General features: G+C 42.4%; 27 protein-coding genes. 5 read left to right on the forward strand and 22 right to left on the reverse strand.

Annotation, left to right across the window (positions count from 1 at the left end; genetic code table 11):
• Nucleotides 1–205: 205 nt before the first annotated feature.
• Nucleotides 206–340 (forward strand): YqzM family protein, encoded by a 135-nt coding sequence (locus AC0VX1_RS17695; protein WP_034308559.1) that lies wholly within the window; start codon nt 206–208, stop codon nt 338–340.
• A 76-nt stretch (nt 341–416) separates the two neighbouring features.
• Here the strand turns inward: AC0VX1_RS17695 and AC0VX1_RS17700 are convergent, their stop codons facing one another.
• The 3 genes from AC0VX1_RS17700 to AC0VX1_RS17710 form a co-directional block, all read right to left on the reverse strand.
• Complete coding sequence (locus AC0VX1_RS17700) at nt 417–2723, reverse strand: DNA internalization-related competence protein ComEC/Rec2 (RefSeq protein ID WP_475468129.1); 2307 nt, start codon at nt 2721–2723, stop codon at nt 417–419.
• An 18-nt stretch (nt 2724–2741) separates the two neighbouring features.
• Nucleotides 2742–3302 carry a ComE operon protein 2 gene (locus AC0VX1_RS17705; RefSeq protein ID WP_095678550.1) on the reverse strand — a complete coding sequence of 187 codons (561 nt, stop codon included), beginning with the start codon at nt 3300–3302 and terminating at the stop codon, nt 2742–2744.
• A gap of 68 nt (nt 3303–3370) precedes the next feature.
• Nucleotides 3371–4006: a helix-hairpin-helix domain-containing protein gene (locus AC0VX1_RS17710; RefSeq protein WP_475468131.1), complete on the reverse strand. Its 636-nt coding sequence runs from the start codon at nt 4004–4006 to the stop codon at nt 3371–3373.
• Nucleotides 4007–4116: 110 nt separating this feature from the next.
• Here AC0VX1_RS17710 and comER point away from each other — a divergent pair, with 110 nt between their 5' ends.
• Nucleotides 4117–4947 (forward strand): late competence protein ComER, encoded by an 831-nt coding sequence (gene comER / locus AC0VX1_RS17715; RefSeq protein ID WP_475468133.1) that lies wholly within the window; start codon nt 4117–4119, stop codon nt 4945–4947.
• Nucleotides 4948–5044: 97 nt separating this feature from the next.
• On the opposite strand, the gene AC0VX1_RS17720 is transcribed toward comER, so the two are convergent.
• From AC0VX1_RS17720 to AC0VX1_RS17755, 8 genes are read right to left on the reverse strand one after another with little or no spacing between them, the layout of a single operon-like run.
• Entirely contained in the window at nt 5045–5788 is a 744-nt protein-coding gene (locus tag AC0VX1_RS17720; protein ID WP_475468135.1) for a class I SAM-dependent DNA methyltransferase, read from the reverse strand.
• Nucleotides 5785–6141 (reverse strand): ribosome silencing factor, encoded by a 357-nt coding sequence (gene rsfS, locus AC0VX1_RS17725; protein WP_413001079.1) that lies wholly within the window; start codon nt 6139–6141, stop codon nt 5785–5787. The genes AC0VX1_RS17720 and rsfS overlap by 4 nt, the downstream gene beginning before the upstream one ends.
• Entirely contained in the window at nt 6141–6713 is a 573-nt protein-coding gene (gene yqeK, locus AC0VX1_RS17730; protein WP_034308570.1) for a bis(5'-nucleosyl)-tetraphosphatase (symmetrical) YqeK, read from the reverse strand. The genes rsfS and yqeK overlap by 1 nt, the downstream gene beginning before the upstream one ends.
• Nucleotides 6703–7272, reverse strand: coding sequence for a nicotinate-nucleotide adenylyltransferase (locus AC0VX1_RS17735; RefSeq protein ID WP_034308571.1), 570 nt, complete (start codon nt 7270–7272; stop codon nt 6703–6705). Before AC0VX1_RS17735 ends, yqeK begins: the two co-directional genes overlap by 11 nt.
• 11 nt (nt 7273–7283) lie before the next feature.
• A complete protein-coding gene (gene yhbY, locus AC0VX1_RS17740) occupies nt 7284–7574 on the reverse strand; it encodes a ribosome assembly RNA-binding protein YhbY (RefSeq protein ID WP_034308574.1) in 291 nt (96 codons plus the stop codon).
• Complete coding sequence (aroE, locus tag AC0VX1_RS17745) at nt 7568–8410, reverse strand: shikimate dehydrogenase (protein ID WP_475468139.1); 843 nt, start codon at nt 8408–8410, stop codon at nt 7568–7570. Before aroE ends, yhbY begins: the two co-directional genes overlap by 7 nt.
• Nucleotides 8411–8430: 20 nt before the next feature.
• On the reverse strand, nt 8431–9540 hold the full coding sequence (yqeH, locus tag AC0VX1_RS17750) for a ribosome biogenesis GTPase YqeH (RefSeq protein ID WP_222619913.1): 1110 nt from the start codon (nt 9538–9540) through the stop codon (nt 8431–8433).
• Complete coding sequence (locus tag AC0VX1_RS17755; protein WP_034308582.1) at nt 9537–10058, reverse strand: YqeG family HAD IIIA-type phosphatase; 522 nt, start codon at nt 10056–10058, stop codon at nt 9537–9539. The genes yqeH and AC0VX1_RS17755 overlap by 4 nt, the downstream gene beginning before the upstream one ends.
• 465 nt (nt 10059–10523) lie before the next feature.
• Here AC0VX1_RS17755 and AC0VX1_RS17760 point away from each other — a divergent pair, with 465 nt between their 5' ends.
• Nucleotides 10524–10664, forward strand: coding sequence for a sporulation histidine kinase inhibitor Sda (locus tag AC0VX1_RS17760; RefSeq protein ID WP_034311351.1), 141 nt, complete (start codon nt 10524–10526; stop codon nt 10662–10664).
• Nucleotides 10665–10717: 53 nt separating this feature from the next.
• Here AC0VX1_RS17760 and AC0VX1_RS17765 read toward each other — a convergent pair whose 3' ends face one another.
• Nucleotides 10718–11503: a phosphatidylserine decarboxylase gene (locus AC0VX1_RS17765; RefSeq protein WP_475468142.1), complete on the reverse strand. Its 786-nt coding sequence runs from the start codon at nt 11501–11503 to the stop codon at nt 10718–10720.
• 145 nt (nt 11504–11648) lie between these two features.
• Here AC0VX1_RS17765 and pssA point away from each other — a divergent pair, with 145 nt between their 5' ends.
• The gene (pssA, locus tag AC0VX1_RS17770; protein ID WP_034308587.1) at nt 11649–12188 is read left to right on the forward strand and encodes a CDP-diacylglycerol--serine O-phosphatidyltransferase; all 540 of its coding nucleotides are present in this window, start codon (nt 11649–11651) and stop codon (nt 12186–12188) included.
• Between the two features lie 66 nt (nt 12189–12254).
• On the opposite strand, the gene AC0VX1_RS17775 is transcribed toward pssA, so the two are convergent.
• The 8 genes from AC0VX1_RS17775 to AC0VX1_RS17810 form a co-directional block, all read right to left on the reverse strand.
• The gene (locus tag AC0VX1_RS17775) at nt 12255–14045 is read right to left on the reverse strand and encodes a M3 family oligoendopeptidase (protein ID WP_475468144.1); all 1791 of its coding nucleotides are present in this window, start codon (nt 14043–14045) and stop codon (nt 12255–12257) included.
• A 652-nt stretch (nt 14046–14697) separates the two neighbouring features.
• Nucleotides 14698–15420, reverse strand: coding sequence for an RNA polymerase sporulation sigma factor SigK (sigK, locus tag AC0VX1_RS17780; RefSeq protein WP_034308596.1), 723 nt, complete (start codon nt 15418–15420; stop codon nt 14698–14700).
• 708 nt (nt 15421–16128) lie between these two features.
• Nucleotides 16129–16269, reverse strand: coding sequence for a YrzI family small protein (locus AC0VX1_RS17785; RefSeq protein ID WP_076365157.1), 141 nt, complete (start codon nt 16267–16269; stop codon nt 16129–16131).
• Between the two features lie 486 nt (nt 16270–16755).
• Nucleotides 16756–17022, reverse strand: coding sequence for a YrhC family protein (locus AC0VX1_RS17790; RefSeq protein ID WP_475468147.1), 267 nt, complete (start codon nt 17020–17022; stop codon nt 16756–16758).
• Between the two features lie 116 nt (nt 17023–17138).
• Nucleotides 17139–18275, reverse strand: a complete 1137-nt coding sequence (locus AC0VX1_RS17795; protein WP_475468149.1) for a bifunctional cystathionine gamma-lyase/homocysteine desulfhydrase — start codon at nt 18273–18275, stop codon at nt 17139–17141.
• Between the two features lies 1 nt (nt 18276).
• Entirely contained in the window at nt 18277–19200 is a 924-nt protein-coding gene (locus AC0VX1_RS17800) for a PLP-dependent cysteine synthase family protein (protein ID WP_413021972.1), read from the reverse strand.
• A gap of 94 nt (nt 19201–19294) precedes the next feature.
• Nucleotides 19295–19990, reverse strand: a complete 696-nt coding sequence (gene mtnN, locus AC0VX1_RS17805; RefSeq protein ID WP_034308609.1) for a 5'-methylthioadenosine/S-adenosylhomocysteine nucleosidase — start codon at nt 19988–19990, stop codon at nt 19295–19297.
• A gap of 16 nt (nt 19991–20006) precedes the next feature.
• Complete coding sequence (locus AC0VX1_RS17810; RefSeq protein ID WP_413009799.1) at nt 20007–20645, reverse strand: class I SAM-dependent DNA methyltransferase; 639 nt, start codon at nt 20643–20645, stop codon at nt 20007–20009.
• A 154-nt stretch (nt 20646–20799) separates the two neighbouring features.
• On the opposite strand from AC0VX1_RS17810, the gene AC0VX1_RS17815 reads away from it, so the two are divergent.
• Nucleotides 20800–21012 carry a DUF2536 family protein gene (locus AC0VX1_RS17815; RefSeq protein ID WP_048682770.1) on the forward strand — a complete coding sequence of 71 codons (213 nt, stop codon included), beginning with the start codon at nt 20800–20802 and terminating at the stop codon, nt 21010–21012.
• Nucleotides 21013–21082: 70 nt separating this feature from the next.
• Here the strand turns inward: AC0VX1_RS17815 and AC0VX1_RS17820 are convergent, their stop codons facing one another.
• Both AC0VX1_RS17820 and AC0VX1_RS17825 read right to left on the reverse strand, forming a co-directional pair.
• A complete protein-coding gene (locus tag AC0VX1_RS17820) occupies nt 21083–21790 on the reverse strand; it encodes a YrrS family protein (protein WP_475468152.1) in 708 nt (235 codons plus the stop codon).
• An 88-nt stretch (nt 21791–21878) separates the two neighbouring features.
• Nucleotides 21879–23630 carry a peptidoglycan D,D-transpeptidase FtsI family protein gene (locus AC0VX1_RS17825; protein ID WP_475468153.1) on the reverse strand — a complete coding sequence of 584 codons (1752 nt, stop codon included), beginning with the start codon at nt 23628–23630 and terminating at the stop codon, nt 21879–21881.
• Nucleotides 23631–23954 lie beyond the last annotated feature (324 nt).

The following is a 23954-nucleotide window of genomic DNA, read 5'->3' on the forward strand; positions in this document are numbered from 1 at the left end:
TAATCTCCCTTGAAAGCGGGTAGAGTATTCATGTAGAACAAATGAGCTTTTCGTTTTCGCTTGCTTTGTTTGTACTTTTATTTTGACCTCAAAATCCCAAACTATTTGTGACAACTCTTGTCAGTAAAGGAAATGAAGGAATGAAGCCTGTAGATTTTTTTTTGGTAATGTTTTATACTATTAGCAGAAATAGGAGGGGTAAATAATGAACGAATTCGAAAAGAATGTTCAATCAAAGACAGATGACGTCGCTGATTCCGCTATAGGATTCATCGGTTCTTTTGTATTTTTCGCTGCCATGTTCACCATAGCTGTCGTCATTAAAGCTGTCGGATCCTGATTTCATTCATTACATGCACTTATTTTTCCTGATGGGGGCTGCTGCTGCAGTCTCTTTCTTTTTGATTTTCTATATACTATGGGAGAGTCTTCAGAAAGGTTCCACTGCTTTTGTAATACTTGTAAATAATGGAACCATCCTCGTCCGTCCTGAACACTTTTATGCCATTCCCCTCCAAATTCCCAATTACGTCTCCATGAGGGTGCCCGTAGCGGTTATCTTTTCCAACTGAAATAAGCGCCGCTTTCGGCTGCAGCTGTTCAAGGAAGGGCGCGGAAGAAGACGTTTTACTGCCATGGTGACCGACCTTCAAGATATCCGCCTTCAACTGCGGAAATGTTCTCAAAAGTTCCCTTTCCCCTTCTTCTCCCATATCGCCGGTCAATAACCATGACACTCCCCCAAGCTCCGTGAATAGAACGATGGATGAATCATTCTTATCTTCCTCTTGCTTAAATGGACTTAGCACAGCAAACCGCACTCCGCCCGCCACCCATTGGTCCCCCCTTTTCAGGACGGTCATTTTCACTTTTTTCTCTTTCGCCACGGTTACAAGATCCATATCCCTATATTGCTCTTCACTCCAGCCTCCAATGATGATCTCCGCAACTTTAAAATGATCTATTAATTCTTTTGCACTTCCCATATGATCTGCATCCGGATGGGTTAAAATCAATTTGTCCAATTGGTGGATTCCTTTACTTTTCAATAATGGAATAATGATATCATCCGCCGTGTTGAACTTCTTTCGCTTTATCGCCCACGTATCGATTGGAAATGTAATTTGCCCGCCCGTATCAATTAAATAATTACCTCGATTGAAAGGCAGGGAAATGAAAATGGAGTCACCTTGTCCTACGTCGATGATTTGCACTTCACCGAAAGGCGAGAACCTTTGTAAGTTATATTGCAAAAGTAAAAGGACGATTATCATTCCGCACCAGATTTTACTTTTTTCAAAGGATACTTCCCAAGTCAGGCATAACCCTATAAGGGAAATAACAAGTAGTAACATCATGAGGAAAGGCGGCTTTCCAAACGGTATGGATGCGAGCGGCAATCCTGATGCTGCATCTGCGGCTTTATTGCAGAGTACGAAGGTGAAATTCAATAATGATATGAGAGGTTGACCAAAGGAAGGCAGTAATAAATGAATGAGGAGGGAAATCAGTGAAAATGGCAGCAATATGATGGAATAAATCGGAACATACAATACGTTCAGAAACACGCCAAGTAAAGATACTTCAAAAAAGTGAAAAAGCAAAATCGGAAGGGCTGCCAGTTGGCAGATGGAACTGAGGATGAATAGCTGCATCGATTTCTTCGGGTATTGCAAGAAGATGCTTGAAGACATGATAATGGAGAATGTGACCGCAAATGAAAGCTGAAAACCTATATCATAGAGCATATTAGGCCGAAAAAACAAAAGTGCCATATAAGTCGATCCGATTGCGGCACCCGCCGAAATCCGCTTCTTGAATAGCAGGAGTAGAAAGAAAAGCATAGCCATTGAACAGGATCGCACCACTGATGGACTGGCACCTGAAAGTAACATGTAAACCGGAAGGAAGAGTAAGATGGCCATCATCATTCTTTCCCGTGTAATCCCAACCCTGATGCCGATGTAAAATAACACCCCCGTTAAAAAACTGACATGAAGGCCGGAAATCGCCAGTAAATGAACCAACCCCAACCGCTGATAATTAGTAAGGTCCCCTTCATCTATATATCTCTGGTCACCGAATATGAGCGCTGTGACAAAACCGCTCGACTCTTCAGGAAAGTGTTCTCTAATATATGCAATCCCCTTCAGGCGCAAATTACGAATCGAAACCAGAATCGAGTTTCCACCTTCTTTGCATTCTTGAAATGAAATGGAATCCGCTTTGAATATCCAATGGGTGCCTTGGCGGAAAAGATAACGCTGGTAATCGAAACTGTTTTCATTCCTGTTTTTCTCGGGAACTTGCAATGTCCCTTCAGCCGGACATGATAAACCGATTCGCAGAAACTGACTCAGCTTTTCCTGTTCCAATTCGGTCGTGATTTTATAACGAAGCAATAGCCGTTCGCCTTTCTCACTGCCAATGAATCCTTTTAATGAATTTCCATCTATATTCGGTTGGTCGGTAAATGTGATGATAAATTGGCTTTCCGTTCCATGATAGGCAGTTTTGTTTCGGTGATCGGAGAAGGAGGCGGCCCCTAAAAATATCCCAATGATCACCAAATGAAAACTAAGGGCCTTCACACTTAAGCCCACCGAAAAATAAAGGAAACAGAGAAAAATTAGGATAATGATCAGCAGCCTTACATTTAAAAGAGAATGGGCCGTAACACCAAATGTGGCTGAAACGGCCAGTAAGATAAGATGTCTGGCCATGCCTGCCCCCCGTCCTATTTAATTTTCGAATATCTGATTGGCCTGCTTTTCCAGTGCCAATAAATCTTCTTTTCCCAGACCGTTTTGTTCAAGTTGAGCTAGCAATGAGAATACAAAGTCCTTTTTTTGTTTTCCATTAACATCGATGGCCCCTTTTGCTTCAACCTTCTCGGTCTTGACACCCGCCTGTTTGAATAATTCGAGGGCATATGGATGATTTTTGTAATCCTCGGCATAATAAACGGCCTTTATGCCAGCTTGGATGAGTGATTTACAGCACTGAAGACACGGAAAATGCGTCACATATATTTCCGCCTGATCAGTCGGCACCCCAAATTTCGCACATTGTAAAAGTGCATTCATTTCTGCATGTATCGTTCTGACACAATGGTTATCAATTACATAACAGCCGTCATCAATACAATGCGTCCCTCCCGCAATGGACCCATTATATCCCCCAGCAATGATTCGATTGTCCCTGACGATGGTCGCCCCTACAGTGAGGCGTGTACATGTGCTTCTTAAAGCTAATAAATGGCTTTGTGCCATGAAATATTGATCCCAACTAATTCTGTTCATGTTGTATCCCCTTACCCCTAGAATGATTTTCTTCAATTTTACCCTCTTCCTGTCCATTTGTGTAGCATTCATTTCACCGAGATGGAATCCCGTAACCTTTCAAACGTTTTATCGCCGATTCCCGTAACCTGCTTCAATTCATCGACCTCCTTGAATTTCCCTGCCGTCTCCCTGTATTCCAGGATCGCATTCGCTTTGGATGGTCCAATTCCCGTCAAGGTTTGCAAATCTTCCTGTGTAGCAGTATTCAAGTTCACCAGCCCTCCTGACGTACCCTTAGTGATGGCATCACCAGAAGTCCCGACTTGTATATTCTCCAAGTCCCCTTTGTCTTCTTCACCTATTTCCGGAACATAAATGACCATTTGATCTTCGATGATTTGGGCAAAATTCACTTTATCCGTGTCAGCCTTTTCCGTAAAACTGCCCGCAGCCGAAATCAAATCAATCACCCGGTCACCTGCCTGTGCAGTAAAGATGCCCGGGGACTTGACCGCTCCTTTAACATCCACTTTAATGATCTCAGGCTCGGCAGACGATTCATTTACACTTTGTTCCATTTCAGCTTCTTTTGCAGTAACGGAAAATATATCTTCCGTATCAGCCGGATCCTCCCCTTGTTGAGAAAAAAAGTAAATGCCCCCTGCCACAAATGCCACGGCAACGGTAATCATCGTCATTTTCCTTTTTAAAATCCCTTCCATTTCTTTACCTCCTTATTGGATTTCGCACGATACATTGTCATAGGACAGATTAAAAATACATAGTGTTTTTAGGAGAATCAATCGCTTTAAGTGAGAGGAGTTGATCGGAATTGAAGAAAATCGGTGTTATCGGAACCGGAAATATGGGTACCATTTTAATCGAGGCATGGCTGGAGGCAAAAATATTGAATCCGGCAGATCTAATCATTACAAATCGCACACTTTCCAAAGCATTGGTGCTGAAAGAGAAACATCCGGGTATCAAGGTTGCGGAAAGCGCAGCCGAAATCGTCGAACAAGCGGACTTTATCTTTCTCTGTGTAAAACCATTGCAAATTAACAGCCTATTACAAGGCATCAAACAGCATATAAAAAGGGATCAGCTGGTTATTTCCATCACAAGCCCGCTTTCCGTCTCCCAGCTCGAATCGGCAGTGAATGCACCCTGTGCCCGTTTTATCCCGAGTATAACGAACCGTGTGAGTTCAGGCGTATCGTTACTGAGTTTCAGCGAGAGCTGCAGTAAGGAGAAAGTGTCAGCTTTATTTGATTTGGCCTCCGCCATATCGGCACCGGTCATCATTGAAAATGATATCACCCGGGTAGCTTCCGATATTGTCAGCTGCGGCCCTGCCTTCTTCAGCTATTTAGCTCAAGCTTTCATTGACGCGGCTTGCCAAACGACGAAGATAGATAAAGAAACGGCTACGACTTTGACTGAGAATATGCTGGTCGGCTTAGGGGAATTGCTCGGTAAAGGGGTTTATACATTGCCGACCTTACAGGAAAAGGTTTGTGTAAAAGGTGGAATAACAGGTGAGGGAATCAAGGTTTTAGAAGCTGAAACCGGGGAAATGTTCCATCATCTTTTTCAAGCGACACATGAAAAGTTTGCAGAGGATCTTCACGAAGTTGAAAAACAGTTCGGCCATCCTTATTAATATTCGTAATCAAGATCTCAATTCCTTCTAAAAGTAAAAAAAAGAAGAGGTCAGACCTCCACTCGTCCTTGTACGAACGGGGATCTTGACCTCTTTATCATTTACTGGCTACAAACAAGATTCTTTCGGTTTTCGTTACAAGCGGTGCTTCTTCAAGATCCGCCAGAATTTCAGAAACCGTGAAACCTGCTTGCTCCAGCCATTTTTTATATTGTTCAACCGGATAGGTCCGTTGATAATGCAACTCATCAAAACGGTCATAAAGACCGCTTTCTTCATCCCTTACGAAAAAACTTAAATCATGTTCCACACTGTAAGGTTCTTCACCCGGGAAGCAATCCCATATATAGGATACTTCTTCACCATTGACAGCAAACGTATGATCACTAAAGACTTCTTCCATTTTATAAAGGGAATGGATATCAAACATGAATAATCCGCCATCCTTCAAATGCTCATGAACCCGGCTGAACGTCTTGACGATATCCTCTTCGTCGCGAAGGTAGTTCAGCGAATCACAAAAAATCGTGACACAATCAAATTGGCAAAGTCCTTCGAGTTCTGCCATATTCTGCTGGAAAAGCGGAATCGATAATCCAAGCTTAACCGCTTTTTCATTAGCAACAAGAAGCATTTCATCAGATAAATCCACGCCGGTGACTTCGAAGCCGTGCTGCGCCAATTCAACGGTAATCTCCCCGGTTCCACATGCCAAATCCAGGACTTTCCTTCCATCAATTCCATACTGTTCCAGCTTCGCCGTAAGGATCATCAGCCATTTTTCATAAGGTGCGTCCTTCATCAATTCATCGTATACATAGGCAAAGCGTTCGTAAGTCATGAAGTCAGTTCACTCTCTAGATCTTCAAAAGGTGCATCTCCCCATAGACGTTCAAGGTTATAGTAGTTTCTTTCATCTTTATGGAAAATGTGGGCCACTACATCGCCAAGATCCACAAGCACCCATTTCGCCTCGTCAAAACCTTCAAGACGCTTTACATTGATTCCTGATTCATCAGCTTTGTTCTTCATTTCACGAGCTATTGCTTGTACTTGTTTTTCAGAATTACCGTGGCAGATCAAAAAGTAATCCGCTACAAGGGAAATACCTTGCATGTTCAATGCCACGATATCCTCCGCTCTTTTATCATCCGCCGCTTTTGCTGCAATTACAAGAAGTTCACGTTCAGTCATTACATCTTCTCCTTCAAATTCATGATCAAATCATTATATGTCTTAAATGTGTCAGGGTAAATTGCCTGATTTCTTTTCATTAAAAAAACAACTGTATTCCTTAAAGCCTGGATGACAGCATGATCCAAATTTTGCTTTGCTGTCTGCCTGACTTCGTCGACACCGGGAAAAGAACGTCCCGGCTCGATATAATCGGCAAGGTATACGACTTTATCCAAGAGGCTCATGCCAACCCTGCCAGACGTGTGATAGGCAATCGCATCCAAGATTTCATCGTCCTGAATGCCTGCTTCCTTATTCACCAGATAAGCCCCGACAGGAGCGTGCCACAGCTCCATATTATATTCAAGTAACGCCGGGTCCATTTTTTCAGCGATTATTATTTGCTCCATTTCTTCTTTAGGACGAAATTTTGCATAATCATGGAAAATGGCTGCAAGTTCCGCTTTTTTGACGTCGGCACCATATCGTTCAGCAAGTTCAATCGCTGACTCGACCACACCCAAGGTATGAATGTACCTGCGCTCGGTGATTTGTTCTTTGACCAGCGCCAATGCTTTCTCACGATTCATATAAACCATTCCCTTTAATATACTTCACCACTGGATCTGCTATTAAATATTTCACGGTTTTCCCTGTTCTTAACTTCCTTCGTATCATGGAAGAAGAAATGAACATCTGCGGGACTTTCACCATCGTGATCGGGTATAAGGTATTCTCATTATATCCAGGGCGCTTCACCCCGACGAAATTGACCATATGCACCAGCTCATCGATACGATGCCAATTCGGTAAGTACTCAATCATATCTGCGCCAATTATGAAATAGAACTCATTGGCTGGCTCAAGTTCTTTAAGCAATTTTATCGTGTCATACGTATAAGATGTGCCTTTTCTTTCTATTTCAATACCCTCAATATAAAAAGATGGGTTTCCGGCTATCGCGTTTTCCAACATGGCCAGCCTGTCCATATCGGTTACTTCCTCCGATTTTTCCTTATGTGGAGGTACGTGATTTGGCATGAACCTGATTTCATCTAGCTCAAGGGCATCCAGCACTTCATTGGCTATAATTAAATGCCCGATATGCGGAGGATTGAATGTACCGCCAAGAATTCCAATTTTTTTCATAGATAGGTTCCTTAAGGTAATTTGAGTTGTTTGTTTTCTTTTGATTCTTTATATAGCACAATTGTGTTGCCGATAATCTGAACCAATTCAGCCCGTGCACCTTTTGATAAAGTAAGCCCCACATCATTGCGGTCCTCTTCACAGTTTTGCAGGATGCTGACCTTGATCAATTCACGTACTTCAAGCGCCTCACCAATTTGCTTGATGAGATTATCATTGACTCCGCCTTTACCAACTTGAAAAATTGGATTGAGGTGATGGGCCTTTGATCGTAAAAATCTTTTTTGTTTTCCTGTTAACATGTGTTACCTCCTAGTTTGTTCAAGACAATATCTGTCATTCTTGCTGTATCCGGCATAATGCCTGTCCATATCTCAAAGGCAAGCGCAGCCTGGTTGATGAACATTCCCAGACCATTTTGCGTTTCCGCCCCTTTTTCCGCAGCTTCACGCAGCAGCTTGGTTTGCAGAGGGTTATAGATGATATCACTGACAATTGCACCGGTTTTAAGCTGGTCGACCTTTAACGGAGAATGATCCAGTTCAGGACTCATTCCAGAAGAAGTCGTTTGGATGATTAAATCATATTGTGATAAGCTTTCTTCCGCTTCGATAATCGAGAGTGCCTTCGATACTTTATCATAAGGGCAATCAGAAACAAGCTGGGCCGCTCTTTCCTTTGTCCGATTTGCAATATCAACTTGCTTTACCCCTTCTTTCACGAGGGTAAAATAAATCGCACGCGCAGCACCGCCCGCTCCGATCACTAACGTTTTTTTAGCCTTGATGTCACCTGATATTTCATCGCATAAAGATTTAAAAAATCCTTTTCCGTCTGTATTATACCCTATAAACCGACCATTTTTGTTAACAACCGTATTTACAGCCCCGATTGCCTGGGCCAGTTCATCCACTTCATCAAGGAAAGGGATGATTGAAGTCTTATGAGGTATCGTGATGTTAAACCCTTCTATACCAAGGGCTTTCATGCCTTTCACGGCATCGTTCAAACCTTCTTTCGTCACATGAAAATGGTGATAAACCGCTTCTATATTTTCTTTTTCAAATGCATCATTATGAATGTCCGGTGACATCGAATGTGCAATTGGATCTCCCATTACCCCATATATCTTTTTCATAGACTAGACGACCCCTATATTTAGATTAATGATTTGCGAACGATCACATTGACGCCCTTTGGAACATGTGCAACGATTTTCGCCCCTGGCTCATTGACCGTCACCCAGCCAAGACCAGAAAACACAATATCCATTTTACCATCTTTCAAGGAAAATTCATGTGGAATCAGCTTCGGAAATTCCTCGATTTGTTCCGGGCGTGGGGGAGTCAGTAATTCCCCGGCATGGTTTTTATACAATTCATCGGCATTTTCCAGTTTCGTACGGTGAATATTCAATTCGTTCGAAAGGTAGCAAGTCAATGAACGCCTTCCGCCTGAAACATAGTCCAACCTAGCCAACCCTCCGAAAAATAGCGTCTGCCCCTCATTCAGTTGGTACACTCTCGGCTTGATTTCCTTTTTCGGCATAATCACCTTGAAGTCCCGTTTGTCCACATAGTGAGCCATTTGATGATGATTAATGATTCCAGGTGTATCGATCAATGCCTGTTCATCATCCAAAGGAATTTCAATCATATCCAAGGTAGTCCCAGGGAAGTGGGAAGTCGTGATGATATCACTTTCACCGCTCACTTCTTTTATAAGACGGTTGATGAAAGTCGATTTTCCTACATTCGTACAGCCCACCACATAGACATCTTTTCCTCTGCGATACCGCTCGATCGCATCCGCCGCTTCAAGTATGTGCTTTCCCTTTTCCGCACTGACAAGCAGGACATCGATCGGGTTAAGACCCAATTCCTTGGACGATTGCTTCATCCAATTGATCAACTTGTTCGGTTTTACCGATTTAGGCAATAAATCGACCTTATTTCCGATCAGAAGAACATCATTTCTTCCTACAAATCGATGAAGGCCAGGCAGCCAGCTTCCATTGAAATCAAAAATATCGACGATTTTGACGATTAAAGAGTCGGTTTCGCCTACTTTATTCAAGATTTTCAAGAAGTCATCGTCTGTTAAGGATACATCCTGAACTTCGTTATAATGTTTCAATTTAAAGCAGCGCTGACAAACGATGCTCTCTTTTTCCAGAGCCGATTTAGGGGCAAAGCCCAACTCCTTCGGATCTTCAGTCTGGACCTTCACACCGCAGCCGATGCACACTAATTCTTGATGATTGTTCAATTGTGATCCTCCCATTCTATCATTCCTTTTCGTTTAAAAAACGCCATGATCTTTCTTTCAAAATAACGATTGATCCTTGTTCTGAATTCGTCGGTTTGTGCGACAGGGACCACTAAGATCGTATGAAACCCGCCTCTGTTCCCTCCCAATACATCCGTCAATAACTGATCGCCGATTACCACCGTTTCTTCTAATTTCAACCCCATTGTCTTACGGGCTTTATGGAAAGCCCTTGCCATCGGTTTTCTGGCCTGGAAGATAAACGGAATGTGAAGCGGATCGGAAAAAGCCCGAACCCGATTTTCATTATTATTGGACACAATCGTCACTAAAATCCCATGATCCCGCATATTGTCGAACCATTTGATTAAATCGGGGGTGGCAGTCGGCCTGTCCCATTCAACGAGAGTATTATCCAAATCGGTAATGACGCCCTTAATCCCTCTTTTTTTCAATTCTTGAGGATCTATATTAAAAATGCTTTTAACATGTTCACTCGGCAAAAATAATTTAAGCATATTGGCACCTCTATATTTTATTAAAATTTACCGTTTCCATCATATCGAATTTTCAGCCCACTTTCAAAAAAAATTAGGAAAGAATGGCTGACGGTAAAGAAACATCATAATGTATGTTTTCTGATATGGAAAGGCATTTTTCATTAAATAATGGGAAATTTGCAGGCAGACCAGAACCAAAGAACTAATTATTCATAAAAGATTTCGACAAAAAATTCATTTATTCAACCTGTGGATAACTTTACTAACATTTTCCATACTGATGGGCACCATTTCGTTCACTTTGCAAACAACTTAACCACAGGTTATCCACTTTCATCTGTGGATAACAGAACGATTGTTCTCCACGTTTATTTCTGATACAGTAGGGGTACATCAAGGATGACTTATCAATATATGCAAGTAAACACCAAATTATTCCTCGCAATTCCTACTGGAGGTGAGCAGCCCTTAAGTGGCGTTCTGATGCAAAAACTATCTGATGACCTGTTGCTTGAATCCTATTTTAAAGCACAGAATTTAAAGTTGAGTACCGATTTCATCCGCCTCATAGAAACGGAAATTCATCGAAGGTCCCTAACACATAAAATCCGATCCATATTTTAATATGAAATACATAGGCTGACATCAAATGTCAGCCTCTTATTTTATATTTGAAGTTAGACCGCTCTCATGAATCCGATTGTTTCACCTACACGGACATCTGCGGGAATGGATATGTTTCCTTCAAGTTCAAAACTTTCTTTTTCAAAAAGAAGCACAACTGTGGACCCAAAGCTGAAATAAGAAAACTCCTGCCCTTTTTCCAATTGATCCGAATCATCAGTAATGACGATCGAATTTATGAACATGGCCCCGACTTTCACCATTGCCAGATTTCCCGCCTCATTTTGTAGTTCAGTTATTGTCCGGTAATTTTTTGATAAAGGCTCTTTTCCATATTTCATCCCCCATTTATTAACGGGGTATGATTTCCTTCCAAGCGTCCATCGCTTGACCACGGAACCCTTGATAGGCGCATGGATCCTATGGTAATGACTCGGGCTTAAGTATAACACGAGATATTTGCCGCCTAAGTACTTTTCCAATAAAAGCTCATCCCCGAGCATTTCCTCCATTGAATATACCTTTCCCTTAACGACGATCTTTTTATCAGCGTGTATCTCCCCTGAGTCCTCAAGTACACCGTCCACGGGACAAGCTACAGCAGATGGAACTGCCGTAATTGGCCTCACGTCAGCCTTTAACTGCCTTGTAAATAGCTCGTGCAAATTGGTATATGCTTTTAACTCCTTACCAAATTCCTGTGTATTAAGCTTGAATGTTTTTACATAAAGTAAAATTAAGGGCCTGCTCCAACGAGATTGGCTAAAGTGTTTTAATAAACCTGATGAAAACTGACCATTCGTCAGTTCAATAAGAACGCGATACAAAGACTGAAACAAAATATAACCACTCCAAATTGTAAAATTGTAAAATTATTCTAAAATCCTCTTGCATAAATTGTATTAAATAAAATATTATTATATAATAAATACTTATGTTTACTATATTTTGTTTTAATTTGTTTCACTTGAAAGGAGTGAAAAGATGTTTTTATTACACGCCCTAGATCAAACCATTAAAAAAGTGAAAGCACAAACAGCAAATATACTTACCTTAATTAATTTATCCCTTGGTGGATTTGCGATAATTGCCGTGATGCACGGTCAATTGAATTTAAGCTTGCTTTTAATCTTCCTGGCTGCCCTTGCAGATCGCTTTGACGGTATGGTTGCACGGAAATTCAACATTGAATCGGAATTGGGTAAGCAACTTGATTCCATGTGTGACATCATATCCTTTGGCGTCGCACCGGCTCTATTATTATACCAAGGAATATTGATAGAATTCGGAGCACCTGGCACACTCTTCACGGTTTTCTATATTGGCTGTGGCGCGTTTCGTCTCGCCCGCTTCAATATAAGTGAAAGCAATGGCTATTTTACAGGAGTGCCCATTACGGTTGCGGGCTGCATCGCCACTTTAAGTTATTTAGCCATTCCGTATTTCCATCCGGTCTTTTTCTTATCCCTCATGATTATATTATCATTACTCATGGTCAGTCCATTTAAACTGAAGAAAGTTTAATAAGAAAAGCGGATGTCCTAAACCGGACATCCGCTTTCTTTTGTTCCTATTCCACCTAAACCCATCTTATGCTTTTCGGACTAATGGGTCGGTCAAACGCATGAATTCTTCTACATCCTCCATACAGGCATTGACTGCTTCCTCCCAAAAATCCCGGGTCTTTAAATCGACGCCTAAATGTTTCTCCGCCAAATCCTCGACCTTCATGGAACCGGTATCCTTTAATAGAGCGATATATTTTTCTTCGAATCCTTCAGGTTCTTTCAGAGCATTCGCGTATATGCCTAATGAGAATAAGTAACCGAATGTGTACGGAAAATTATAAAATGGTACACCTGTAATATAAAAATGGAGCTTTGAAGCCCAGAAAGTTGGATTATAATCACTTAAAGCATCGCCATAAGCTTCTTTTTGTGCATCGACCATCAGTTCATTCAACCGTTCGGCACTGACATATCCTTGCTTCCTCTCGTCATAAAACCTAGTTTCGAATAAGTAACGCGCGTGGATATTCATCAATAATGCCACGGAACGCTGAATTTTATCTTCTAAAAGCACCAGCTTTTCTTCCTCACTGTCTGCTTCCTTAACAGCTGCATCCGCTACGACCATTTCAGCAAAAGTGGAAGCGGTTTCCGCCACATTCATTGCATATGACCGATTCAATGGATGGATATCCCTCATCGCATAAGAATGGAATGCATGTCCCAATTCATGAGCCAATGTCGATACATTGGACGGTGTGCCCGAATACGTCATGAAAATTCTTGACTGCTTATTCAATGGAAAGCCGGTGCAAAAACCGCCTGGTCTCTTACCTGGTCTGTCCTCAGCTTCAATCCAGCTGTCTTCAAAAGCTTTTTGGGTGAAGTTCGCTAATTGAGAGCCGAATTTAGCGAATTGCTGGATGATGAAGTCTGTACCTTCTTGATAATCCATTACTTTGGATTCTGCCGTAACAGCGAGCGGTGCATCCAAATCCGCCCAACTTAATTTATCCAAATCCAGTAACTCCGCTTTCCTTTTTAAAAATCTCACAAGCGGCTCTTTATGATCTGCAATTACATTCCACATGCTTTCGAGGGTTTCTTTTTTCATCCTTCCTATTTCAAGAGGCTCTTTCAAAATATCATCCCAGCCCCTTTTTTCATTCACACTGAGACGGAAGCCAGCCAAGTGGTTCAAAGTCCGGGCAAACAGGTCACTTTTTTCCTCCCAAGCCTGTTCCCACGCTGTAAATAATTCTTTCCGGGTCCTTTCATCAGGATCAGAAAATTTATTCGCCGCTTGGCCTACAGAAAGCTTTTCACCCTTGTAAGGGATGGTCATTGAACCGACGATCGTATCATACATTTGGCTCCAACCTTCAAAACCGTCCATGGCCAATTGGGTGATTAATGATTCTTCCTTCACGGAAAGCTTTTCCTTTGCCTTTTCCCGACGTTCATTCAATACGAATTTCAATTCATTCAATGGTTCTTTTTCGAGGATTTTCATGAAAAATGCATCATCAAGCTGCATCAACTTTTCATCCAGCTTGCTTAACACCATTTTTAGTGAAGCGACTATCTTCATTTGTTTGATCCGCAGCTGACCAGCCTTCTTATCCTGCGCATTTTGAGCTTCCAGGCATCCAATGAAAGCACCTGCCTGCGAAGATTTCATATTTGTATTTTTAAAAAGATCAAATGCCTGGATTAAACTGAATTCATCATTTCCTACCGGATTGATATTGCTTACAAGCCTGTCTAATTCTTTTACCTCTTCGTTGAATTCATCTAAAAAAATCAGGAACTCCTTAGAAGAGCTTCCCCCTTTAAAAAAGATATCCAAATCCCATGTCATAGAATATCCCATACTAAATTGCCCCCTTTTTATCACTAACCCCATTATAGAGGTTCATTCAATATTTTTCTAATTAAAAGGAATTTTCAGTATTTTTCAGAACATTTTTCTATATCCCAGATTAAAAGCATGTTATGATGAATATAATCTTGGGAAAGGGGTGGTTGATTCATATGAAATTCTTTATTCACATGTCTGCCATCATCCTGCTCCTTTGGACACTGCCCATACAGTTCCACCATCATGCACAGCAGCTAACCATTGAAGAACATACCGATGTTCACCATTGGGATAAGGCCGACAAGAAACAGCCTTTCGTGCCGTCCTTTAGTTCATGGCAGTCACTTATTGTAATACTCATTTTCGAATTCACCATTTTGGGCTTTCTTTATTTTCCCTCGAATCTTCGACGGCGATATCTCAGTCCCGTTTTTTATCAGGCGAATTACGTAGCCTCACGCTCTGACATTTTATAAAAAATAAAATGGAGGAGTGATTCATATGTGGTTTCGACTAATAATGGTAGGGGTCTTTTCTTTAACCGCTTCACGTCTGTTCCTTTTTCAGGGAATCGAGATTTATCATGCATTTACAGATTTGATCAGAAATAAATATTAAAAAAAGAGTGCGGGGAATTTCCCCGCACTCTCTTTGTTTACCATTCCTATCCTTTAGCTTTCTTTTCCTTCTCTTTTTCTGCCCTGTAAAATTCATGGAACATCTTCATCAAAGCACGTTTTTCGATCCTTGATACATAACTGCGGGAAATGCCAAGCTCTTTAGCGATTTCCCTCTGGGTTTTCTCCTTTTTCAAATCCAGTCCAAACCTGCCTACAATGACTTCCTTTTCGCGTTCATCCAAAATATCAATATACTTTTTCACTTTTTCAATTTCCATATTGAGCTGAATCGTATCGATGACATCTTCCGATTCCGATTTCAGTACATCGATTAAACTGATTTCATTTCCTTCTTTATCCTGACCGATCGGATCATGCAGGGAAATATCTTTCTTTGTTTTCTTTGTCGCTCGTAAATGCATCAAGATCTCATTCTCAATGCATCGCGCCGCATATGTGGCCAGCTTCGTACCCTTCCCATCCGAATAACTCTCAATGGCCTTTATCAAACCAATGGTCCCAATCGAAATCAAATCCTCTGTATCTTCGCCCGTATTCTCGAATTTCTTGACGATATGGGCAACAAGCCTGAGATTATGCTCGATCAGGATATTACGGGCATCACCGTCCCCCTCACTCATAAGCTTCAGATATTTCTTTTCATCCTGAGATGACAAGGGCTGGGGAAAAGCATTGTTTTTCACATAGGAAACGAATAAGTAAAATTCTTTGATAATATAACCGACAACTGTAAGTATTCCGGGCATTGGCTTCATCCCCCGTTTCTTTGGCTTCCCTATTCATACCTATGCAACAGTGGGCTTGTTCGTGCCTGTCCCGCTAAAAGAAATCGTGAAAGTGTTAAATGTTCAAACCAGCCTGGATGAATTCCCAAACGAACGAAGGCAAATGTTCATATAATGATAGGGAATTTTTTAGGGAAAGGGGGTTTTTGCGATGGGATATAACTATGGACCATACGGATGCAGCTATGGTTATCCGGCTCCTGCGCCTTGTTATTCAGGGTCCGGGTCCGGTTACGGCTTTGGTTATGGCCTGTTTATTGTCCTCCTGATTTTATTGCTCATTTTCGGGTTTTGGTGGTTGCCGGGATGTGGATTTGGTTATGGTGGGTCAGGTCCGTGCTGCTGATTCAGGCAAAGAAAAAAACTCGGCCCTAAGGCCGAGTTTTCCCATTTTACCTATTCATATCTAACGTTGGCGTTCCCAGTTGATCAGCGTCATGACCATCTTGATCAACATCTCTTCAATTCATCACGTTTCCAATGCCATTTTCCGCTGTTCCTATACATACAAACCATGACAATGCTGGCCATGCACCGGCAAATACGTTAGCCGGTATCCTTCTCCTGCCAATAGCAACGCTTCTCTCCTTTTACGTAAAACAAGTTCAACATATTAACCTCCACCTTTCTTTAATTTTTTTATGAACGGAATACCTACCTCATATGTTTTTAGAAAAAAGGACGATGCTTCAACGCTTTATCTAGATGTTCTTCTCGAATCTTGTGAATTCTCTCCTGTTGCAAACATTCCTCGGCAGTCATTTTTTTCATTTTAATCGTGATTGTGAAAAAAAGCATATTCAGTGTCATAATATCACCTCCTTTAGGGGAGCGGCCCAACAAAAAGGCATAAAAAGGCCGCAGAAAGTTACGTCCTCCTGCGGGCTTTTTTAGAGAATATAAAAAGACCGCAGGATAAAACACTTCTCCCTGCGGCCGCTATGTCTGAATGATTAATAAAGCCAAATTGCTTTAGAAATATTCCGCTTGGCACAGGTCGAATGTTATGTGATTGTCATTTGAAACGGACCGGCTGATTGCGACGACTCCATGTAGATACAATGTCATTTTCTTCGACCTCCTTTGGAATATTTTTTATTACTTGGTAAGTATATCCACAAATTCGAAAATTGTAAACGGCTTTTGCCTATTTATTTGAAAATTTCGATCTTTTTACCCATTTTCAATAGTCATTATTGCCTTAAGGAGGTAAGTCGTATGATAAATCTGCCCCTTAATGGGCTACAACAATTGAAAAATAAAAAAACCTGATTCTTTAAAGAATCAGGTTTGCTTCTATTGTTGTAAAGTGTCCTGGTCATCCATTTCGGCCAAGATCTTCTTATATTTTTTTGATAATGAGAAAAATACTATGGATATGCCCAGGAACATGATTGTCGCTCCCATATAGACATATGTGTCAATCATCGCTTTGTCGCCAGTGGGAAGGATGGTTCCTATATAGAAGAACGAACCCACACATAACAAAGTGATCGCAAATTGTTTAAAATCGACCATTTTCGAACGCAGCATTGCCGTCGTTTGTTTTTTGCGGTTTTTCATGCCATTCCACCTTCTTTCAAGCTAATAAGATATCGATATCTCATTCTACCATATTTATTCCAAATGACAGGGTGTAAATAATGGCAGTCAGCTATGAATTTCGGGTCCCTAAACGATTATCCTTGCAGCGCTTGTTCCAAGTCTTCCAATAAGTCTTCAACATCTTCCAGACCTACCGAAATACGAATCAACCCATCCGTTATCCCAAGTTCTGCACGACGCTCAGCCGGAATGGAAGCATGCGTCATCAAAGCCGGAATGGAAATCAAGCTCTCCACTGCCCCTAGACTTTCCGCAAGTGTAAAGTATCTCACTTTGTTCAAAACGGACTCGGCCTTTTCCGCACTGCCGACATCAAATGAAACCATACCGCCGAATCCACGCGATTGTTTTTTGGCAATATCATGATTTGGGTGGTTTTCAAGACCTGGGTAATAGATTTTCGAAACGCCTTCATGCCCGGATAGGAAACGAACGATTTGAGATGTGTTTTTTTCATGTTCTTCCATCCTGATTCCCAGCGTTTTAATGCCTCGCATCAGCAACCATGAATCTTGGGGCCCTAGCACGCCTCCTGTGGAGTTTTGGATGAAATGAAGGTCATTGCCAATCTTTTCATCATTCACCACGACAAGACCCGCTACAACATCGCTGTGTCCCCCCAGATACTTCGTTGCACTATGAAGCACGATATCGGCTCCAAGTGAAAGCGGATTTTGCCAGTAAGGCGTACTGAAGGTATTGTCCACAATGGTGAGGATGCCGTTTTCTTTTGCTATTTTTGATACTTCTTCCAAATCGGTGATCTTCAATAATGGATTCGTCGGAGTTTCAATGAACAGTGCTTTCGTATTGTCCTTTATCTCTTTTTCGATCGAGTGTATGTCACTCGTATTGATGAACGTAGCTTCCACCCCAAAGCGATTAAGCACTTTAGTGATGACCCGGAAAGAACCTCCATAAACATCATCTGTCATCAATACATGATCACCATGACTGAACATCATCATAACCGCAGTCATCGCTGCCATTCCTGATCCGAAGGCGAAACCTCTTTTTCCTTCCTCAAGATCCTTGATCAATTCTTCGAGGGCATGGCGGGTCGGGTTGCCTGTACGGGAGTATTCATAGCCCCGATGATTCCCCGGACCATCCTGTTTATAGGTGCTCACTTGATAAATCGGCACCGAAACCGCTCCTGTTTGTTCATCACCAAAAATGCCGCCGTGGATCAATTGTGTTTTTTTTCTCATTTTACATTCCTCCCTGATAAATTTTTTTGCTTAAGTATCGTTCACTTGAATCCGGAAATATGACGACGATATTCGCCCCCCGGGAAGCCTTGGCCGCTTCTTTCATGGCCGCTGCAAATGCCGCACCGGAAGAACTGCCGACAAGAAGGCCTTCTTTAATCGCCAATTCCTTCACCATATCGAAAGCGTCACGATCGCTTATCGTATGGATTGCGTCAAAATACGTTTCATCCATATAGGCCGGTAGAAATTCCATCCCGATCCCCTCTGTTTTATGGGGTCCGGCTTTTCCGCCGTTTAAAATCGATCCTTCTGGTTCGACAATGACCGTTTTGACAGCAGCGTTCTTTTCTTTCAAATATCGCGATGTTCCCATGAATGTCCCGCCCGTCCCGGCACCGGCAACAAACACATCCACATCGCCTTTCATCTGTTCCCATATTTCAGGTCCCAGCGTTTTATAATAGGCATCAGGATTGGAAGGGTTGGCGAACTGCTGGGGACAATATGATCCCGGAATTTCAGCCAGCAGCGCCTCAGCCTTGGCGATTGCTCCTGTCATCCCTTCCTCTGTCGGGGTTTGGATCACATTCGCTCCAAGGGCACGCATCAATTCCTGTTTCTCGGTACTGAATTTCTCCGGAACGCAAAAGATAACGTCCACCCCACTGTTTATCGCAGCCAACGCCAAGCCAATCCCGGTATTCCCGGCAGTCGGTTCGATGATCGTCCCGCCCTTTTTCACCTTCCCTGTCTGCAGCGCTTTGGCTAACAGTTCTTGACCAAGCCGATCCTTCACACTGCCTCCCGGATTGAAGTATTCCAGTTTGGCAAAGATACGGACTTCATCCGGAAGCGGGAAATGGGTGATTTCCATCATCGGCGTTTCCCCTATCAGCTCATGAATATTTTTAAAGACTTTCATATCCGGACATCCTTTCATAGTTATCCTACCAATTTAATAAGGATTATGCAATAAAGAATGATCAGCAGAAAAGCTTCCGCTGATCACTTACCATTCATTTCATTTTTTCAACCATTTTCAAAATCAGTGCCGCTGAATGAAGAGCCGCAGTTTCCAGGAATTTATCAAAGGAAATATTGGACTCCTTACCTGCGATATCCGAAAGGGAACGAATGATGACAAACGGTGTTTTGAATTGGAAGGCTACCTGTGCAATGGCTGCCGCTTCCATTTCCACCGCGTATAAATCAGAGAATTTCCCTCTGACGAATTCAACCCTGTCAGGATCATTCATGAAAGAATCCCCCGTCACGATCAACCCTTTCGCCACTTGTATATCCTCGATTTCTTTTGCTGCTTCTTCTGCGATTGCAAAAAGCTTTTCATCCGGTGTAAAAGCTGCAGGCAGCTGAGGTACTTGACCGTATTCATATCCAAAAATCGTCACATCGACATCATGGTGCCGCACTTCCGTGGATATGACCACATCCCCTACATTCAGATCTGGATGATAACCGCCGGCAGAGCCAGTATTGATGACCGCATCCGGTTTGAATTTTTCTAACAGGATTGCAGTGGACATTGCCGCATTCACTTTACCGATACCCGATTTAAGTAAAATGACCTCGATACCATTCAGTGTGCCTGTATTGAACTCGGAACCGGCAATGGTCACCTGCTCCAACCCTTCCAATTTATCACGTAAAATCGTAACTTCTTCTTCCATTGCTCCGATTATGGCTACCTTCATTAGTAAAAACCTCTTCCTATAATTTTTCCGCCTCCATGATCCAGACGAATTGATTGCAGCGCTCGAAGTTCACTTTATATCCATTTGCTTCAAGCACTTTTTCCAAAAAAGGAATCGTAGTATAATATTCCGTTTGCAAATCGTTCGCCAAATTATGAAAGCCTGCCTGCCTTGCATTTTGAATCGCTCGTTCATGAGCTTCCTTTGATTGATACATTGTATCAGCAAACACTATTTTACCACCAGTATTCAGTAACTTTCCATAGTTGGCTATCGCTTTTTCTTTTTCTTCATCGGTTAAATGATGAAACGCGTACGTACTCACGATCGAATCAACCTGTTCCGGCTTCGGAAAATCGATAAAATCACCATCTACAATTTCTGTTTTTCCGCTCAGCTTGCTTACCGCTATTTCCCTCATCGCAGGAGAAGGTTCTATTCCCGATACCTTTAGGCCCTTCTTCAAAAGTCTTTCCGTCAAATTCCCGGTACCCACCCCGAACTCCAGCACATGACCAAAAGCCCGATTGGTGACGCTGTCCAATATGCCATCATAATGTTTAAAAACCTCTTGATACTCAATATCGTGTCCACCAACCGTATCATCATACGATTTCGACCATTCTTCAAATAAATCGATAAATTCTCTGCCCATTTTTAATCACCTTTTATAATAAGATAATAAAACCTATAAGCATACTATGAAATAAACAGAGAAACCGTTCTTGTTTTTAGGCAAATTCATTAGGTTCAGATTCGGACAAAATGGTGTTAAACTAACAGTATCTGAATGTTGGAGGGGAATAGTCATGAGTTTTCAACTCGACTTAAACTTATTCGAAGATAAAATAGAATTTTTCGAGGCAGAAAGCATCAAGAATCTTGAAGAAAAAATCCAATCACAAATTGAAATCAATAAAGCGATCATGCTTCAGGTGGAATCCGTGTCACACCAAATGTATGTAAGTGAAGAAGGCAGACGTTTTTATAGTGCAGTCGTCCACTTTAAAGCTAAAAAATGATCACCATGAAAAACCCCCGAAAAGCGGAATACCTTTCGGGGGTTTTTCGTATATACATTTTTTCTGAACATTATCTTTTATCGTTTGTCTTCAGCTCTTCGACTTTTACAGGTTTCCAACCTGATCCGTCCACCCATTCAATATAAACCCGGAAGGTTTTAGGGTTGTCCCCTTCAGAAACCGTACCGATTGCCGTGGTCGACGAACCGCCGTTTTGCAGCCACCATAGCTTCATGTTGCCTTCATCGATTCCAGCTCCGCTTGCTATCGCTTTACTCATTTCATTCCAATCGACCGAGCTCTTTTCGAAGCTGGTAGTGTGCTCCCCGGATTGCTCCGTTCCTACTGGTTTCCAACTCTCACTTGTATATGTAGACGCAACATTGCCATCGCCGCTGCCTTCCACTTCCACAAGTTCGGCATCTCCTGCTTTTTCTGGATCTGCATCATCTTCAGCCTTCTCTTCTGCATCTTCCTCTGTTGCTTTACTATCTTCTTTTTCCGCATCCTCTTCTGTTGCTTCACTATCACCTACTGGGTCTTCCTTCTCTGAATCCGTTTCTTCCTCTTTGCCAGAAGGTTTGTCCACTACTTTCCCTTTTTCTGTCTCGGCGACTTGCTTTGGTTCAGTCGTGGCTTTTTTTGTTTCGGTGCCATCATCACTTAAGAAAATCGAGATTGCGACAATGACGATTAAAATGGAAACGATGGTGATTGCAATATTATATATTTTATTTACTTTTCTTTTTTGATCTCTCTGATTGAAACGTGAGCCCAAGGTCCATTCCTCCCCTTACCATTTCTTACTGCCTCATTTTAACATGATTTAGCCAGAGATAGAAGGGAAGGGTTTCCTACACTTTTCGTCAATTCTCGCTATTGTCCTGGTCCTTCGAGTACAGGACTTTTACAATATCTGAAAAAAGAGGCGTCATGCTGGAACTGTTTTCCTTCGTTTCAAAACTTACGGTAACAAGAGCATATTTGGGATCTTTATATGGAAAGTAGCCTGCAAACCATTTATTGAGCTCCCCTTTTTCGATATTGGTCTGAGCTGTCCCGGACTTGCCGGCGACCTCCACAGGCAAATCTCTCAAGAAGGCGCCCGTCCCTTTCTCTTCCGTCACGACCTTCCTAAGAAGATGCTGCATCTTCATCGCTGTATAGGGTGACAGTTTCTCGCCGCCAATGCTTTGATTGGGAAAGTCGACTACGGTCGTACTATTGTTAAATTCGACCTTGGAAACGGCTTTGACCTGTTCCTTCTTGCCGCCGCGGGCAATCGTTGCCATCATATTCGCGATCGCGAGCGGCGTCGTTTGGACATCCTGCTGGCCAATTGCCGTTTTGGCAACCATTTTGGGATCTTTTTTTAAATCGTCATCATGCCAGACCTTTCCTGTTTGTTCATGATGCAGCTGAGTGACTTCCGTGTGATATACGTCCCCTTGCCAGCCCGTTTCACCAACCAGCCCTAACATTTTTGCATATTTGTCCAAAAAGTCCGGATCCTTCTCCGCTATTTCCTGGGACAATTCGGCAAACGTCCTATTACAGCTTTGGGCAAAGCTATTTTCAAAATTAAGTACGCCCAGTTCCCTCTGTTTATCCGTTTTGCCGTCTATCGTCAAATTACAATTAAATGTCCTGGTGGGACTGGCCGCTTCATAATCGATGGCCGCTGCTGCCGTGACCGTTTTAAAGACGGAACCCGGCGTTTTTTGAGTCAGCATCATATTGACGGCCCCTTCGCCATTTGGATCTTTTATATTAAGCGCCGGACGTGATACCATGGCGACGATTTCACTTTTTTCGATATCGATCAGGACGAGACCGCCTTTTTTTATCCCGCGTTCATCGACGAGCTTCTCCGCTTTCTCCTGAATTTCTTTATCGATCGTCGTCATGACCTTCACCGGGTAAAGCGGATTTGCTGGTTCCACATATTTAACATCGACACCGAACATCGGTCCTCCGCTGGCGTCCACGTGAAAAATGAGCTTCGATTCCCCAGCGGAAAGCAAGAACTCATCGAAGGTCCTTTGCAGTCCCGTATTGCCTATTTTCGTTTCAGGAGATAAATTCATGTCCGGATAACGTTTTTTCTTTTCCGCATCAGATATATTCGTCGTTCCGATCAATTGTGCTGCAGGCGTTTGATCATGATATAATTTCTCATTCACGGCAAAGACCCCGGGAATCTTCAATTCATTGATTGCCTTCGACTGGCTGGACGTCAACTCTATCGGTTCATCCCCGCCAAATACGAATGGTTCATCTGCTTCTTCTATAGCCCGTTTTAACTCCGCTTCCGATTTCCCTATTATCGAGGCCACTTCATCTATGGGCCATGTCATTTTTTTTAGAAAGGGAAAAAGGACGAGCGTCGGGATTTCTTCATGTGCCAGCGGTTCTCCATTTCTGTCATAGAACTTTCCGCGTCCATCATCAATCTTTAATATTTGTGAACGCTGATTCACGCTTGCTTCCAACAGGTTCACATCATGCTTTGAAAAAGATTCTGTCGATACAAGTTGGATGTAGGCAAGCCTGCCTATGAGCATCAGCATGAAAGTGGTCAAAAAAAGTGCCAGCAACCTCATTCGTTTCTTTTTCATAAAATACACCTCGATAACCATTGTTGACGAGGTGCGAATTTTTAAACAATTATGAACAAATTTAACGCGGCACTTTTCCATAAGGCTCTTTTCGTAAAGATTGTTGTTTTTAAACGAAACTATTTAAGGTTGATTGGAGCGGAAGTGCGAGACTCCTGCGGGAGCAGCGGGACAGGTGAGACCCCACAGGCGTTTACGCCGAGGAGGCTCACCGCCCGCACCAAGGAAAGCGAGCATCCTGAGGGGAAATCAACCACAACTCACTACTGGTAAATAGCAACAAAGTATGTGAAAACAGCCTTCCATAAAAAAAGGATGCCCCGA

The sequence above is a fragment of the Peribacillus sp. QJM3NY_7 genome (assembly GCF_056173225.1).